The sequence below is a fragment of the Flexivirga sp. genome, assembly GCF_051955415.1.
Taxonomy (GTDB): Bacteria; Actinomycetota; Actinomycetes; order Actinomycetales; family Dermatophilaceae; genus Flexivirga.
Genome location: NZ_JBQCGS010000012.1, coordinates 34,704 through 49,054 on the forward strand (window position 1 = coordinate 34,704; position 14,351 = coordinate 49,054).

Genomic DNA, 14,351 nt, shown 5'->3' on the forward strand with positions numbered 1-14,351 from the left:
AGTGCCGCCCTTCGGTCGGGCAGCTGGAGTGCGGCCGGCTTGTTCACGCTCCGACGGTAGCCCTCGGGGATGACAATCGCGGTCGGCGCCCGGCGCCACGTGGATGACGAGGGCCGCGCGTCGGGGTTGTGGACGAGCCGTCGGACAGGTCACAAGATGATGTGGATTCGACCGGTAATTCGAGACGACCCTTCACGCGACCGGGTCGACGACGGATACTCGACCCATGCGCAGGGCACAGAACGTCATCGGACTGTGCCTGGCGTTCCTCGTCCTGCTGGGCGTGTTCGGCCTGTGGTTGTGGGGCAAACCGCGCACGACCGTCGCCATACCGCCGACGTCCGCGGCTCCCGCCCAGGTGGTGCGCACCTTCGCCCACGCGCTGAACGAACGGGACTATTCCACCGCCAAGGCCATGGTCGTGGGCGACAAGGAGGGCGTCGACGCGGCGTGGTGGGATCTGCATGGTCCGCGGGTCGAGGAGCTGCGGATCATCAGCACCGGCCCGGTCACGACCGGGCGCAAGTGCGACAGCGACACCGCTGGCGGCTGGAAGCAGTGCGTCGTGGTCGACACCACGTCGACGTTCCGGCACGTCAAGGGCCTGACCAAGGGCAACAAGCCCACCCATGAGCCGTGGACCTACTACCTGGTCCGCAACGGCAGCTCCCAGCACTGGCGGATCCTGGACTGGGCGAAGGGCTGAGCCGGCCGGGCGTGCCGTGGCTCGTACCTTTCCCGACCCTGGGGAGACTTCGGTACACCCCGCGGCCCCAGACCCGGACCTTTCCCGACCCTGGGGAGAGTTTGGTACGCCCCGCGGCCCAGACCCGGACCTTTCCCGACCCTGGGGAGACTTCGGTACACCCGGGAGCGCGACGAAGCGGTCACCCGGCTACTCCTTCGGCACACCTTCGGCCAGGTCGCGCAGCCAGGCCGCCGCATTGCCGTCGCTGGGCGCGCGCCAGTCACCGCGCGGCGACAGCGCACCCCCGGCCACGACCTTCGGACCGTTGGGCAGCGCCGACCGCTTGAACTGGCTGAACGCGAAGAACCGCCGGACGAAAAGCTCCAGCCACGAGCGGATCTCCGGCAGCTCGTATGCCGTCCGCCGCTCCGGCGGGTAGCCCGGGGGCCAGTCACCGGCCGCCGCATCGTGCCACGCGTGCCACGACAGGAACGCGATGCGGGTGGGCCGCATGCCGTGCCGCAGCGTGTGGAACAGGTTGAAGTCCTGCAGGGCGTAGGGGCCGATCGCGTCCTCGGTGGACTGCGGCTTCTCGTCGGCGCCGGCCGGCACCAGCTCGGGACTGATCTCCGCGTCCAGGATGGTCTGCAGCGTCACGGCCGCGGACTCGTCGAAGTGCCCGGCGCCGATCACCCAACGGATCAGATGCTGGATCATCGTCTTGGGGATGCCGGCGTTGACGTTGTAGTGCGACATCTGGTCGCCGACGCCATACGTGCACCAGCCGAGCGCCAGCTCGGACAGGTCGCCGGTGCCGAGGACGATGCCGCCGTCCTTGTTCGCGATGCGGAAGAGGTAGTCGTAGCGCAGCCCGGCCTGGACGTTCTCGAAGGTGATGTCGTAGACGGGCGCGCCGTCACCGGCCGGGTGGCCCAGGTCGCGCAGCATCTGGGTGGCGGCCGGCCGGATGTCGAGCTCCTCGAAGGTCACCCCCATCGCGTGCGCCAGCTCGGTCGCGGCCGACTTGCTGGCACTGCCGGTGGCGAAGCCGGGCATGGTGTAGGCGAGTATGTCGCTGCGCGGACGCCCCAGTTCGTCCATCGCACGGGCCGCCACCAGCAGCGCATGCGTGGAGTCCAGACCGCCGGAGACGCCGATGACGATCTTCGGGCCGCCGATGGCGGCGAGCCGCTGTTTCAGCGCGGTGACCTGGATCGTGTAGGCCTCGTAGCAGTCCTGCGCCAGCGTCGCCGGGTCGTCGGGCACGAACGGGAAGCGTTGCAGCGTCCGCCGTAGGCCGATGTCCTCCCGCGGCGGGTCGAGCCGGAAGCCGATCCGCCGGAACTCCCCGGACTCCCGGAAGGTCCGCGCGTTGTCGGCGATGGAGCCGTCGCGCAGCCGCTCCTGGCGGATGCGGTCCAGATCCACGTCGGCGACGGTCCGGGTCGCCGACTGCGGGAAGCGCTCCCCCTGGCCGAGCAGCGCACCGCACTCGTGGATCATCGTCATCCCGTCCCAGGACAGGTCGGTGGTGGACTCGCCGACACCCGAGGCGGCATACACGTATGCCGCCAGGCATCTCGCGCTCTGCGCCATCGCCAGGGCCCGCCGGTCCGCGGCACGTCCGACGGTGATCGGGCTGCCGGAGATGTTCACCAGCACGTTGGCGCCGGCCAGGGCGGCGACCGACGACGGCGGGATCGGCACCCACATGTCTTCGCAGACCTCGACGTGCACGGTCAGCGACGGCACGTCCTCGGCGCTGAAGATCAGGTCCGGCCCGAAGGGCACGCAGGCACCGCCGGCCGCGTCACCGAGCCTGATCGACGCACCACGCTGGTCGTCACCCGGCGCGAAGTAGCGCTTGTCGTAGAACTCCCGGTAGTTGGGCAGGTAGCTCTTCGGCGCGACGCCCAGGACGGCTCCCCGATGGATCACCACCGCGCAGTTGTAGAGGCGCAATCCCTTGCGCAATGGTGCACCGACGACCACGACCGGCAGCACGTCCGCCGTCGCTTCCGCGATGTCACCGATCGCACGCTCGACCGCATCGAGCACCGCGTCCTGCATCACCAGGTCGTCGATCGCGTAGCCGGTCAGGCTCATCTCGGGAAACACCGCCACCGCAACGGAGTCGGTGTCGCACGCGCGGATCTGGTCGATGATCATCGCGGCGTTGGCCTCTGGATCGGCGATCGCGGTCGGGACGGTGCACGCCGCGATGCGCGCGAAGCCCTGGTCGTATGCCGAATAGAAGTTCATGACTGCAGTGTGCCAAGTCACCCCGGTGCGGCGCCGCTGGCCCGACCACGCGCTGCCATCCTTGACGCCATGCGTCTCCCCGGCTGGCTCCGCGTCGCGTTCGCCATGTTCGTCGTCGGCTGGGGCGCCAACCAGTTCACCCCGCTGCTGCTGGTCTATCGCGCCACCGATCACTACTCGCAGACGCTGGTCACCGCGATGTTCGCGGCATACGTCCTCGGCCTGGTGCCGGCGCTGCTGATCTCCGCCGAACTCGGCGGCCGTTTCGGGCACCGCCGGGTGATGCGTCCGGTGATGGTGCTGACCGCGCTGTCCTCGCTGCTGCTGGCGGTCGGCGAGTCTGCCCCGGTGCCACTGTTCATCGGCCGCGTCCTGTACGGCGTGTGCACCGGCGCCGCGATGGCACACGGCACCACCTGGGTGAAGGAACTGTCCACCGACGCACCCGTCGGGACGGGCGCGCGTCGCGCGGCCATCGCCCTGTCCGCCGGGTTCGGCGGCGGCGCCTTCCTCGTCGGCTTCATGGCGCAATGGCTGCCGGCGCCGAAGGTGCTGCCGTATGCCGTGCACATCGCGCTGACCATGGTCGCGGCCGTGCTGGTCTGGAACGCCCCCCAGGTGCGCGGGCGCCGAGGAGCCGCGCAAGGCAGCGCCGTCGCGGCCCCGGGCGGCGACGTGCGGCACTACGCGCTCAGCCGGCACTTCTGGGCCCGCATCGGACCGATGGCGCCGTGGGTGTTCGCCTGCCCGGCGATCAGCATGGTCATCCTGCCGACGTTGATCGCCCGGCAGATCGCGGGCGCGCCGCTGGCCTTCACCGGCACCGTCTGCGGCCTGACGCTGGGCACCGGGGTCCTGGTCCAGCAGCCAGCCCGCCGGCTCGAGTCGCGTCGGCCCGGCCAGGTCACCGTGCTGGGGATGCTCGCCACGGTCGCCGGCGTCCTGCTCACCGCGCTCGTCGTAACATACCCCTCGGTGGCGCTGGTGGTCATGGCCTCGGTGGTGCTCGGCGCGGGGTACGGGATGAACCTGGTCGGTGGCCTGACCCGCGTCGAACGATCCTCTCCCGCAACGGAGTTGGCGATGACCAACGCCGTCTTCTACTCGCTCACGTATGTCGGTTTCTGCGTGCCGACGGCCGTCGCGGTGCTGGTCGACCGCTGGCCGGAGCGGGACGTGGTCCTGGGCCTGTGCCTGCTCGCCGTCGCCAGCCTCGTCGCCGGAGTGCTCGCCCGCACAGCCGCCCGCGCAACCGCTGTCTCCGGTCCACCGCACTAGGCTCCCACCATGCGGGAGGAAACGCTGATCGACCCGGAGGGCCTGCTCGTCATACCCGAAGAGCACTGTGGGACGGGCGTACTCACCGTCGGCGGCTCGAGTGGCCGCATCGACGCCGAACGCGCCCGGGTGCTGGCCGCACATGGTGCGCTGGCGATGTCGATCCGCTGGTTCGGCGGGCCCGGCCAGCCGGCCGGCCCTCGGCTCGTGCCGCTGGAGACCTTCTCCCGCGCGCTGGACCGGATCGCCGGCGCGTGTGACCGGCTGGTCGTCTCCGGGATGTCCTTCGGTGCCGAGGCGGCCCTGCTCATCGCGTCGTATGACGAAAGGGTCGACGCCTGCATCGGATTCGCTCCGAGCCCGGTGGCGTGGAGCTTCGTCGATCCGGACGGCTCGCAGCTGTCGCACTGGACCCGTGACGGTCGCCCGGTGCCTGCGGTGCCGTTCGACACCACCTGGCGGCCCGACGCCGATCCGCCGGCATACGTCGGCATGTACCGCCGGAGCCTGGCGGCTGCCGACCCGGAAGCCGTTGCGGCAGCGCAGATCCCGGTCGAGCGGATCGGTGAACTGCTACTCGTCGCCGGCGGTGACGACCAGGTCTGGCCGTCGATGGACTTCGCCGCGCGCATCGCCGCCCGGCGGACGCACCATGCGCTGGCCACCACGTCCGTCACGCTGGAGACGGCCGGTCACCGCACCCTGCTCCCCGGCGAATCACCGGTGGTGGCAGGGCAATCCATGCGTCGCGGCGGCACCGAGGGCACCAACCGGGAGCTCGGCCGGTTGGCGTGGCCGGAGGTGCGTCGCATGTTGTGGTTGACGCCCTAGCGGCGGTTCTGGAAGGCCGGTGTCTCGCGCGTGAGCCCGGCGGCGCGCGCGATCCGGAAGTTGTTGCCCAGCAACAGTTTCGTCTGCTCCCACCGCTCCCTCGCGAAGGTATGGCGCGGGGAGGACCGCCACCTGCGGTCGAACAGCCGCTTCGCGGCGACCAGCGCGTCCGGCGACCGCTGCGCGAGTGCCTCGGCGAGAGCACGCGCGGCGTCATACGGCTGCGGGTCGACCTGACCGACCAGCCCGATGCGGGCGGCATCCTCGCCGGTGATGATCTCGGCGGTCATGGTGAGCCGCTTCGCGGTCTCGATGCCGACCAGTTCGGACAGCGTGCGCACACCGCTCATGTCTGGGATCAAGCCCCATTTTCCTTCCAGCACAGACCATTTGGCGTCGGGGGCGGTGACCCGCAGGTCGGCGCCGAGAGCGATCTGCAGCCCCCCGCCGTAGCAGTGCCCGTGCACGGCAGCGATCACCGGCACCGGCACACGGCGCCAGGCCCAGCACGCCTCCTGGAAGACGTTCGTGCCCCGCCAGGGCCGCGGCAGCATGCCCAGCGGAAGCTGTTTCGGGTCGCGGGTGACCGCCTTGAAGTCCAGTCCGGCACAGAACGAGTCACCGGCACCGGACAACACGACCGCGCGGATCTGCTTGTCCCGGCGTAGTTCCCGCGCCGCCGCGGCGAGGTCGTGCAGCATCGGCAGGGTCAGGCCGTTGAGCTTGTCCGGGCGGTCCAGTCGCACGTCGGCGATGCCGTCGGCCACCGTCACGTCGATGGTGCTACTCATGAGTAGAGAGCCTAGTGCGGCACTCTTTGCCCCGCGGCCAGACGTGCCAGTTGCGCCGCCTGCCACCGGTGCGCGCCCGCCTCGTAGGCGATGATCGTCACGAACGGCGCCGCCATGATCAGCAGCAGGCAGATCGAGATGGGCGCCCCGACCGCGGACAGGACGATCGCGCCGGCCAGCAGACCGACGGTGAGCGCCAGGTTGATCAGGTGCAGCGGGTCGAAGCGGCCGATCAGCACGTCGTGCAACGTGTAGATCGTCGCGAGGTAGAGCGCCACCGGGAACGCCAGCAGCGTGACGGCGGCAGTCTCGGTCAGCGCGGATCCGCCGTCCAGGTAGAGGCCGAGGATGTGCAGCCCGGCGCCGGCGCCGGCGACCCCGACGAACGCGAGGATGTGGCCGTAGCCGAAGAAGTAGCCGTAGGTCGGCCGATACTGCAGGCAGACCCCGAACGGCATCATGAAGTAGACCCACCACATGCCGAAGGTCAGCCCGATGCCGGTGATGACCACAGCGACAGCGTTCCAGCTCCACGCCTCACCGGCCGCCCCTCCCAGCAGACCCTGCGAGGAGCCGATGGTGCCCACGATCCCCTCACCGAGGGTGATGATCGCGAAGGCGCTGTACCGGTCGGCGATGTGGTCCGGGTGCCACGGGGTGCCGTTGGCGCCGCCCTGCGCGAGGACCGGGATCAGCAGCTCGCACGCCCCGAGGAGGACGCCGATCACCACGGTGACCGCGAGCGTCATCGGGACGAATCCGAAGACCACCCAGCCGGCCTGCACCACCAGCATCCACCGGATGTTGCGCAGCGCGACCAGCCGGTAGCGCCCGGATTGCCGTGAGGCCCGCCACCACTGTGCGGCGAGTGGGACGCGCATCACGATGTACCCGATGACCATCAGCCGGGTGTCGACGTGGTGACCGGCATCGACGGAGTGGAACATCGGCGGCAGGCCGAGCGCGAAGACCACCACGCCGACCATGGTCAGCATCGTCAGGGTCCGGTAGAGCCAGTCATCGGTGTCGAACGACGACGCGAACCAACTGAAGCTGATCCACGCCACGCAGATGGCGAACATCGCGAAGAGGAAGGCGAAAACCCCCTTGGCGATATGTCCCTCCGCCGCCATGTCGGCCAGTTGCGCCGCCGACATACCCACGGCCACCACGAAGATGAGGTCGAAGAGCAACTCCAGCGGCGTGGACGCCCGCTCGCCCTCGCGCGGGTCCCGGCCGCGCATCGGGACCAGCCGTCGGCGGAACTCCGATGGTGACGGTGCGCTGCTGACGTCCTCGGTCCGGTCGGCGCTCATGACCGACATCCTCCCAACCGGGCCGCTTCCGCGGTGGTCAGGCGCCGGCGTCGATCGCGACCGGCTGGCCGTTCTCCCAGGCGTATGGCGTCATCTCGGTCAGTCCCGGCGAATACGCGTGGATGGTGACCGCATAGCCATCGCCGACATTGGTCAGGTTGTGCGCGGTGCGCGGGCCGATCGACTTCTCGTCACCCTCGGACAGTTCCGACCAGTGCTCGGTGCCGCCCTTCCACTGCCGGTCGATGAGCTCACCCTCCACGACGACCATCGCACCGGCGGCGACGCCATGGTCGTGCCACCCGGTCGACGCCCCGGGCGGCCAGGTCATCACCCAGACCTCGAGGTGGGGTGTCTTGGTCAGCTGGTGTCGTTGCCGCTCGGCACCGGTGCGCTCGATCGTGCTGGTCACTCCGGCTTCGTGCGCGAAAAGCTTTGCCATGCGGACCAGTTGGTCACTGGTGAAATCCCGGACGCCGGGTGAAGCAGTTGTCATCGAAGTCTCCGTGGAAAAGGGAAGGTCGCGCCGCCGTGGGGCGCTGGTGGTCTGCGGCGAGCTGAACGACGGTCGGCTCAGGAGCGGCAGACATGCCACGGCGTCATACGTCGCCGGTCGGCGATGCGCATGAGCGGCGTGACGTGCGAAGACATGCCATCAGCAGAACATGGGACGGACCGGTTTGCCAAACGCGATCTCGGTCGTCTCGATCTACGAGATTGGCATCTTGTGATGTGGCCGTCCGGTTCGTCGGCCGCGGAAGGATCCGCGGCGTCCGCTCGTTGGCACTGAGGAGGGCGGCCGATCCGCTGCGGACCGAGACCGCGGCCGACACCGAATGTCGGCAGCCTTCACCGAGGACCGACCAAGGAGCACCGCAATGGCAACCAAGACCCTCACGACCGACACCTTCACCGACGAGGTGCAGTCCGACGGCATCGTGCTGGTGGACTTCTGGGCCGACTGGTGCGGCCCGTGCAAGATGTTTGCGCCGATCTTCGAGGATGCTTCGAAGGAGCACCCGGACATCACCTTCGGCAAGGTCGACACGGACGCGGAACCGGCGCTGAGCCAGGCCCTGCAGATCACCTCGATCCCGACGCTGATGATCTTCCGCGACGGCATCCGTGTCTTCGCGCAGGCCGGCGCCCTGCCCGGACCGGAACTCAACTCGCTGATCGACCAGGCCCGCAAGCTGCCGATGGACGAGGTGCGTGCGCAGATCGCCGAGGAAGAGGCCAAGCAGGCCAACCCCGACCAGGAGTAGCCGGCGCAGTCGGCGTCAGCTCTCCGGACCGCCGGGGTTGCAGCCGGCGTCATACATTCGCTGCGCCGAGACGACGGGGCGCCAGGGCTCGAGGTTCCAACTGGGCTTGTTCGGGCGGGCGAGTCGGGCGAAGACCCAGTGACAGTTGAATTGCGCTCGCATCCCTGGGCTTCCGGCGTCGGGAGCCTTCCGCAGCACTTCCCGCCAGGCCTCCTGCTCCGCATCCTCGCCCTGGGCGACCCGCCCGTGCGGTGTCGGATGGACCTGCAGACTCGCCCCGCTCGGCAGACGTACCCACACCACCCGGCCGATGTATGGCGGAGGCGTGGCGTTGTTCGAACTCGGCCGCGGCGCAACGCTTTGCGTCGTGCTGGCGCCAGCGGACCGGGACATCGTCACCGACGCCGCGGCGGAGGACGGCGCCGGACCGCTCCCGGTGGCGCTCGTGCCACACGAGGCGACGGCGCCGAGCAGCAACAGCGTCATACCGACGCGAACCAGGGACATGCCGGCATTCTCACCGACTGACGCTCGAAACAGCGAGTGACGCCGCTGCAACGGCGTCAGTCACGACCAACGGCGTCAGTCGCCGAGCTCGTCAATCGCCTGCACCAGGCGCGGACAGCACCCGCAGCGATCCGTGCTGCGACACCTCGGTGAAGCCGTCGGAGAGCGCCGCTTGCACGACGCGCCAGGGCGCCTGGCCGCCGTCGGCGGGATCGGGAAAGACGTCGTGCACCAGCAGCAGGCCGCCGGGCGTCAGGTGACGCGCGAAGGCCCGGTAGTCGTGCTGTGCGGTCCGCTCGGTGTGGTTGCCGTCCAGGAACAGTAGTTCGATCGGCGAATTCCACCACTGGGCAACGACTTCGGTGCGGGCGACGACCGCGGAGCACACGTCGGCGAGCGCGTCGAGCACCGGTCGGAAGTGCGGCAGCGTGTCGAGCAGGCCGCTGCGCGGGTCCACCAGGGTGGTGTCGTGCCATTCCCAGCCCGGCTGGTTCTCCTCGGATCCGTGGTGGTGGTCCACGGTGACCAGCCGGGCGTCGCGGGACCGTGCTGCGGCGCCGAGCAGCAGCGTCGACTTGCCGCAATAGGTGCCGATCTCCAGCCAGCTGCCGGAGCGGGCGTGCAACGCGGCGTGGTACAGCGCCTCGCCCTCGTCGACCGGCAGGAATCCGGTGGTGGCGGCGACGGTCGCGGCGAGCTCAGTGGGCACCGGCATCAGCCGACCGCCTCGTCACTGGGCAGCGGTGCCGGCGTGACGGACTCGTCACCCGGCCAGCCGGCGTCCCGCCACAGCCCGGCGCCACCGGTCGTCCGGGTGACCGCGTCGGCGGCCAGCAGCACGGCCGCCGCCGTCCAGGACGTCTGCTCCCGGGGCCAGAGCACCATGTCGGGCAGGTTCCGGCCGGTCCAGTAGCCGCCGGTCTCCCGGTCGCGCAGACCCTGCAGGTCGGCGAGCACGGCCAGCGCACGGTCGGTGTCCCCCATCGCGTCGAGCGCGGCGACCAGCTCCGCCGACTCGGCGGAGGTCACCCACGGCTGGTCGCTGACGCATCGCGCGCCGTGACCCGGCCGGACGAAATCGGCCCAGCCCGCGTCGATGCGGGCGATCGCCGCCGGTCCGCGCACCGCACCGGCGAGCACCGGGTAGTACCAGTCCATCGAGAACCGCGACCGGTCGGCGAAGGACTCCGGGCGCTCGCGCAGCGCCTCGGCGAGCCGATTGCCGGCCCACCGCCAGCGGGGCCGGTCGTGACCGAGAGTCGCGGCGATGAGGCAGGCGCACTCGATCGACTGCAGCGCGCTCGCGCTGCCGGTCAGCAGCGCGAAGTCGGCCACCCCGCCGTCGGTGCCGACCGCCCAGCCCAGCTGCCCGCCGGGGTGCTGCGCCCGGATCACGAAGTTGATCGCGGCCTCCACCGTCGGCCACAGCCGCGCGAGGCCGTCGGTGCGGCCGGTGACCAGGTAGTAGTGCCACACGCCGACCGCGAAGTACGCGCACTGGTTGGTGTCGGAGCCGGCGTCCTCGATGCCGCCGTCACGCAGCACCATCGGCCACGAGCCGTCCTTGCGCTGGGTGGCCGCCGACCACTCCAGGGCGCGCCAGGCCGCGGACCAGTGCCCGGCCACGGTCAGCCCCATCGCCGCCTCGACGTGGTCCCAGGGATCCAGGTGGCTGCCGTCATACCAGAAGATCGCGCCACTGGAGCGCTGCTGCCGCAGCACGAATTGCGCTGTGGCAGCACACTCTTCGGCGGTCAGCACGCCGGGGACGGCCAGCGCGCCGAGCCGTCGCATCACCGTCACGCCTGCTCCGGCTTCCGCAGGTAGGCCACGAAGCTCTTGCCCGCGAACGGATTGAGGGCGTTCTCGGCGGCCCGTGTCACGAACGGCGCCTTCATCATGTCCCACACCAGCAGCCGGTGATAGGCCTTGACCGCCGGGTTGGTGTCGTTGTCCGGGCCGACGGCGCACTTCAGCCACCAGTAGGGCGCGTGCAGCGCGTGCGCGTGATGTTGTTTGTATGGCGCGAGGCCCGCCCGCCGCAGTTTGGCGACGAGTTCGGAGGCGCGGTAGATGCGGATGTGCCCGCCCTCCACCTCGTGGTAGGAGTCCGACAGCTTCCAGCAGATCTTCTCCGGCCAGCTGCGGGGCACCGAGACGGCCACCAGCCCACCGGGCTTGACCACCCGGAAGATCTCCGCCATGACCTGCTCGTCCTCGTGCACGTGCTCGAGGATCTCCGAGGCGATGACCCGGTCGAAGGTGTTGTCCTCGAACGGCATCGAGCGCGCGTCACCGTGCAGGACCGTGCCGGACGCACCCTCGGGCACCTCGCCCTCCAGCTCCATCGCGCCGAACATCGTCTTGATGTCGGCCAGGTCCGACTCGGACTGGTCGAACGCGGTCACCACGGCACCGCGGCGCAGCACCTCGAAGGAGTGTCGACCCTGTCCGGCGCCGACGTCGAGCACGCTCATCCCCGGAGAGACCGGGAAGGCGGAGTCGAAGTCCATCGTGATCATCGTGGTGGCTCCTCGTAGTTCCGCGCCTCGGATGGCGCGACTTCCGCGGGCGTCGTGCGCCCGCTCGCGGCGATCACCTCGGCGTAGACCTCAGCCGTGGCCCGGGCGACCGCGCGCCAACTGTAAGTCTCGACCGCCCGGGTCCGGCCGGCCGCTCCCATCCGGGCGGCTTCCGCCGGTGAGTCGAGCACCTGCTCGATCGCCGCCGCCAGCGCCGCCGGATCCCCGGCCGGCACCAGGCGGCCGACCCCGTCGGCCAACAGGTCGGGCAGCGCTCCCACGCCGGACGCCACCACCGGCGTGCCGCACGCCATCGCCTCGACGGCCGGGATCGAGAAGCCTTCGTAGCGCGAGGGGATGACCTGCAGCGAGGCCGACGCGACGAGTTGCGCCAGCTCCTCGTCGGTCAATCCACTGCGGAACGTCACCCGGTCGACCAGCCCGGCGTCGGCGAGCCGTTTGCCGGTCGCCTCGGACGGTGTGCCGACCACGACGAGTTCGCTCCACGCATCGTGCGGCAGCGCGGCCAGTGCATCGACGAGCACCGGCATACCCTTCAACGGCACGTCGGCGCTGACGATCGCCACGATGCGCCCGGGCACCCGCGGTGTCTCGCGCGGGCGGAAGCGGTCGACGTCGACACCGACCGGGACGACGCGCATCCGGTCGCGCGGCACCCCGAAGTCGGCCGCGATATCCCGGGCGGACACCCGCGACACCGTCAGGATGTGCTCGCTGCGCCGCGCCACGCGGCGCTGCATCTGCACGAAGCCGTACCACCGGCGTTTGGTGATCCGGTCCCAGCCGGTCGCCGCGTCCAGCTCCAGGCGCCGGTCACGGCTGATCGGGTGGTGGATCGTCGTCAGCAACGGAAGGCCGCGGCGCTCGAGTGCCAACAGCCCGGGTGCGAGCGTCTGGTTGTCGTGCAGGATGTCGAAGTCGTCGACCCGGCCGCGCAGCAGCCGCGACAGGCGCATGCCGAATGTCCGCGGCTCCGGGAAGCCGGCGGTGCACATCGTCGCGAACTCGAGAACGTCCACCGCAGAATGGAATTCGCGCAGCGCCGGCCGCCGGAACGGGTCATCCGCGCGGTAGAGGTCAAGGCTGGGCACCGGTGTCAGCCGCACGCCGTCGTCGAGCTTCGGGTAGGGCGGGCCGCTGAAGACCTCGACGTCGTGACCGAGCGCGACGAGCTCACGGGACAGGTTGCGCACGTAGACGCCCTGGCCACCCGAGTGCTGCTTGCTGCGGTATGACGCGAGCGCGATCCTCATGCGTGATGTGCCGTCATCAGGCGACGCTCCCGACGGCGGCACCGGCACGGTGCACGTCGTCGTTCGGCGAACGCCGCTCACCGGGTCGCACGAACGTCATGTCGTCGGTCACGTCGGCCCGCCGGGCGTCCCGCCGGTCGGCGAAGTAGTTCTGCCGCAGGAACCACGGTTTGCGGTCGCCCTGCTTGGGCAACGTCGCGATGGACCGCTGGATGTAACCGGCCGCCAGGTCCAGTGCCGGCGACGTCGGCATCTCGCGCTCGACGGTCGGGTAGCCGTAGGCGTGCCCCTGCTGCCGGACGTGATTGACGAACCGGCAGAAGAACTTCGCCGACAGGTCGGCGCGCAACGTCCAGGAGGCGTTCGTGTAACCGATGCAGATCGCCGCGTTGGGCACGCCTTCCAACATCAGCCCCTGGTAGATGTAGCGGCTGCCTGGGTCGCACTCCTGCCCGTCGACCCGCACCGTCGCACCGCCGGCGAGCTGCACGTTGAGCCCGGTCGCGGTCACGATGACGTCGGCGGGGATGCTGCGGCCCGAGCCGGTGCGGATGCCGTCGGTCTCGATGCGCTCGACCGTGTCGGTGACGACCTCCACGTCGTGCTGCCGGATCGCCGTGAAGAGGTCGGAGTCGGGCACGACGCACAAGCGTTCGTCCCACGGGTTGTAGCGGGGGGTGAAGGCGGCCATGTCGACGCCGCTGTCCTTGAGCTGGCGCGCGACACCGCCGCGCAGCACCTTGGTCGCCAGGCCGGGGGCCCGGCGGCAGAACTCGTAGAACCCCACCGAGGTGGCGGCGTTCTTCAGCCGCGTGGCGGCATACGCCTGCTTGCCGGGCAGCAGCTTGCGCAGCGTGTGGGCGAACGCGTCCCGGGACGGGAGGCTGATGACGTAGGTGGGCGAACGCTGCAGCATCGTGACGGCCGCGCCCTTCCGGGCGAGGGCCGGCACGAGAGTCATCGCGGTCGCCCCCGAGCCGATGACGGTGACCCGCTTGCCCTCGACGTCCAGGCCGTCGGCCGGCCAGAACTGCGGGTGGATGACCTCGCCGGGGAAGTCCTCGATGCCGGGGAAGTCCGGCCGGTAACCCTGTTCGTAGTTGTAGTAGCCGGAGCAGAGGTAGAAGAAGTCGGCGGTGACCTCGCGCTCGCCGTCGGGGGTGGTGACGGTGACCGTCCAGCGGGTGTCCTGGCTCGACCAGTCGGCGGCGGTGACCCTGGTGGAGTAGACGATCCGCTCGTCGATGCCGTACTTGGCCGCGGTGTTCTTCAGATAGGCCAGGATGTCGGCGCCGTCGGCGATCGACTTCTCACCGGTCCACGGCTCGAACGGGAAGCCGAGGGTGAACATGTCCGAGTCGGAGCGGATCCCGGGATAGCGGAACAGGTCCCACGTGCCGCCGAGGCTCTCGCGGGCTTCCAGGATCGCGTAGTCGGTGCCGGGACACATGGTCTGGATGCGGTAACCGGCGTCGATGCCGGACAGGCCCGCCCCCACCACCAGCACGTCGTAGTGATCCTGCAAGGGCATCGCATCTCCTCGGCTCGCCGATCGGGGGTCGTCCGGGGACCAAAGTTACCCGCCGGTCACCTGGCACGCCAGATCGCCCACCGGTG

General features: G+C 70.1%; 14 protein-coding genes. 4 read left to right on the forward strand and 10 right to left on the reverse strand.

Going from position 1 to position 14,351, the window contains the following annotated elements; translation table 11 throughout:
* Positions 1 to 226: 226 nt before the first annotated feature.
* Positions 227 to 706, forward strand: coding sequence for a hypothetical protein (locus ACTHL4_RS01755; protein ID WP_440281008.1), 480 nt, complete (start codon positions 227 to 229; stop codon positions 704 to 706).
* Between the two features lie 189 nt (positions 707 to 895).
* On the opposite strand, the gene ACTHL4_RS01760 is transcribed toward ACTHL4_RS01755, so the two are convergent.
* Positions 896 to 2,950, reverse strand: a complete 2,055-nt coding sequence (locus ACTHL4_RS01760) for an NAD(+) synthase (RefSeq protein ID WP_440281009.1) — start codon at positions 2,948 to 2,950, stop codon at positions 896 to 898.
* Between the two features lie 69 nt (positions 2,951 to 3,019).
* Here ACTHL4_RS01760 and ACTHL4_RS01765 point away from each other — a divergent pair, with 69 nt between their 5' ends.
* Both ACTHL4_RS01765 and ACTHL4_RS01770 read left to right on the forward strand, forming a co-directional pair.
* Entirely contained in the window at positions 3,020 to 4,228 is a 1,209-nt protein-coding gene (locus ACTHL4_RS01765; RefSeq protein WP_440281010.1) for an MFS transporter, read from the forward strand.
* A gap of 9 nt (positions 4,229 to 4,237) precedes the next feature.
* Positions 4,238 to 5,059: an acyl-CoA thioester hydrolase/BAAT C-terminal domain-containing protein gene (locus ACTHL4_RS01770; RefSeq protein WP_440281011.1), complete on the forward strand. Its 822-nt coding sequence runs from the start codon at positions 4,238 to 4,240 to the stop codon at positions 5,057 to 5,059.
* Here the strand turns inward: ACTHL4_RS01770 and ACTHL4_RS01775 are convergent.
* The 3 genes from ACTHL4_RS01775 to ACTHL4_RS01785 are packed head-to-tail and all read right to left on the reverse strand — an operon-like array spanning position 5,056 to position 7,662.
* A complete protein-coding gene (locus ACTHL4_RS01775) occupies positions 5,056 to 5,850 on the reverse strand; it encodes a crotonase/enoyl-CoA hydratase family protein (protein WP_440281012.1) in 795 nt (264 codons plus the stop codon). The genes ACTHL4_RS01770 and ACTHL4_RS01775 overlap by 4 nt on opposite strands.
* A gap of 11 nt (positions 5,851 to 5,861) precedes the next feature.
* A complete protein-coding gene (locus ACTHL4_RS01780) occupies positions 5,862 to 7,166 on the reverse strand; it encodes a low temperature requirement protein A (protein WP_440281013.1) in 1,305 nt (434 codons plus the stop codon).
* Positions 7,167 to 7,203: 37 nt separating this feature from the next.
* Positions 7,204 to 7,662, reverse strand: a complete 459-nt coding sequence (locus tag ACTHL4_RS01785) for a cysteine dioxygenase (protein WP_440281014.1) — start codon at positions 7,660 to 7,662, stop codon at positions 7,204 to 7,206.
* A 382-nt stretch (positions 7,663 to 8,044) separates the two neighbouring features.
* Between ACTHL4_RS01785 and trxA the strand changes: the two genes are divergently transcribed.
* Positions 8,045 to 8,431 (forward strand): thioredoxin, encoded by a 387-nt coding sequence (gene trxA / locus ACTHL4_RS01790; protein WP_440281015.1) that lies wholly within the window; start codon positions 8,045 to 8,047, stop codon positions 8,429 to 8,431.
* A gap of 15 nt (positions 8,432 to 8,446) precedes the next feature.
* Here trxA and ACTHL4_RS01795 read toward each other — a convergent pair whose 3' ends face one another.
* The 6 genes from ACTHL4_RS01795 to ACTHL4_RS01820 form a co-directional block, all read right to left on the reverse strand.
* Positions 8,447 to 8,938, reverse strand: coding sequence for a DUF2599 domain-containing protein (locus ACTHL4_RS01795; RefSeq protein ID WP_440281016.1), 492 nt, complete (start codon positions 8,936 to 8,938; stop codon positions 8,447 to 8,449).
* A 91-nt stretch (positions 8,939 to 9,029) separates the two neighbouring features.
* On the reverse strand, positions 9,030 to 9,653 hold the full coding sequence (locus ACTHL4_RS01800; protein ID WP_440281017.1) for a class I SAM-dependent methyltransferase: 624 nt from the start codon (positions 9,651 to 9,653) through the stop codon (positions 9,030 to 9,032).
* The gene (locus ACTHL4_RS01805) at positions 9,653 to 10,732 is read right to left on the reverse strand and encodes a prenyltransferase (RefSeq protein ID WP_440281101.1); all 1,080 of its coding nucleotides are present in this window, start codon (positions 10,730 to 10,732) and stop codon (positions 9,653 to 9,655) included. Before ACTHL4_RS01805 ends, ACTHL4_RS01800 begins: the two co-directional genes overlap by 1 nt.
* Before the next feature lie 5 nt (positions 10,733 to 10,737).
* Positions 10,738 to 11,460: a class I SAM-dependent methyltransferase gene (locus ACTHL4_RS01810; RefSeq protein WP_440281018.1), complete on the reverse strand. Its 723-nt coding sequence runs from the start codon at positions 11,458 to 11,460 to the stop codon at positions 10,738 to 10,740.
* Positions 11,457 to 12,734 (reverse strand): glycosyltransferase family 4 protein, encoded by a 1,278-nt coding sequence (locus ACTHL4_RS01815; protein ID WP_440281019.1) that lies wholly within the window; start codon positions 12,732 to 12,734, stop codon positions 11,457 to 11,459. The genes ACTHL4_RS01810 and ACTHL4_RS01815 overlap by 4 nt, the downstream gene beginning before the upstream one ends.
* A gap of 16 nt (positions 12,735 to 12,750) precedes the next feature.
* Positions 12,751 to 14,265 carry a flavin-containing monooxygenase gene (locus ACTHL4_RS01820; RefSeq protein ID WP_440281020.1) on the reverse strand — a complete coding sequence of 505 codons (1,515 nt, stop codon included), beginning with the start codon at positions 14,263 to 14,265 and terminating at the stop codon, positions 12,751 to 12,753.
* Positions 14,266 to 14,351 lie beyond the last annotated feature (86 nt).

Excerpts from the sequence above, each read along its gene's own strand:
- ACTHL4_RS01755 (WP_440281008.1), top strand. The coding sequence starts at position 227 with ATGCGCAGGGCACAGAACGTCATCGGACTGTGCCTGGCGTTCCTCGTC.
- ACTHL4_RS01760 (WP_440281009.1), bottom strand. The coding sequence starts at position 2,950 with ATGAACTTCTATTCGGCATACGACCAGGGCTTCGCGCGCATCGCGGCG.
- ACTHL4_RS01765 (WP_440281010.1), top strand. The coding sequence starts at position 3,020 with ATGCGTCTCCCCGGCTGGCTCCGCGTCGCGTTCGCCATGTTCGTCGTC.
- ACTHL4_RS01770 (WP_440281011.1), top strand. The coding sequence starts at position 4,238 with ATGCGGGAGGAAACGCTGATCGACCCGGAGGGCCTGCTCGTCATACCC.
- ACTHL4_RS01775 (WP_440281012.1), bottom strand. The coding sequence starts at position 5,850 with ATGAGTAGCACCATCGACGTGACGGTGGCCGACGGCATCGCCGACGTG.
- ACTHL4_RS01780 (WP_440281013.1), bottom strand. The coding sequence starts at position 7,166 with ATGAGCGCCGACCGGACCGAGGACGTCAGCAGCGCACCGTCACCATCG.
- ACTHL4_RS01785 (WP_440281014.1), bottom strand. The coding sequence starts at position 7,662 with ATGACAACTGCTTCACCCGGCGTCCGGGATTTCACCAGTGACCAACTG.
- trxA (WP_440281015.1), top strand. The coding sequence starts at position 8,045 with ATGGCAACCAAGACCCTCACGACCGACACCTTCACCGACGAGGTGCAG.
- ACTHL4_RS01795 (WP_440281016.1), bottom strand. The coding sequence starts at position 8,938 with ATGTCCCTGGTTCGCGTCGGTATGACGCTGTTGCTGCTCGGCGCCGTC.
- ACTHL4_RS01800 (WP_440281017.1), bottom strand. The coding sequence starts at position 9,653 with ATGCCGGTGCCCACTGAGCTCGCCGCGACCGTCGCCGCCACCACCGGA.
- ACTHL4_RS01805 (WP_440281101.1), bottom strand. The coding sequence starts at position 10,732 with ATGCGACGGCTCGGCGCGCTGGCCGTCCCCGGCGTGCTGACCGCCGAA.
- ACTHL4_RS01810 (WP_440281018.1), bottom strand. The coding sequence starts at position 11,460 with ATGATCACGATGGACTTCGACTCCGCCTTCCCGGTCTCTCCGGGGATG.
- ACTHL4_RS01815 (WP_440281019.1), bottom strand. The coding sequence starts at position 12,734 with ATGAGGATCGCGCTCGCGTCATACCGCAGCAAGCAGCACTCGGGTGGC.
- ACTHL4_RS01820 (WP_440281020.1), bottom strand. The coding sequence starts at position 14,265 with ATGCCCTTGCAGGATCACTACGACGTGCTGGTGGTGGGGGCGGGCCTG.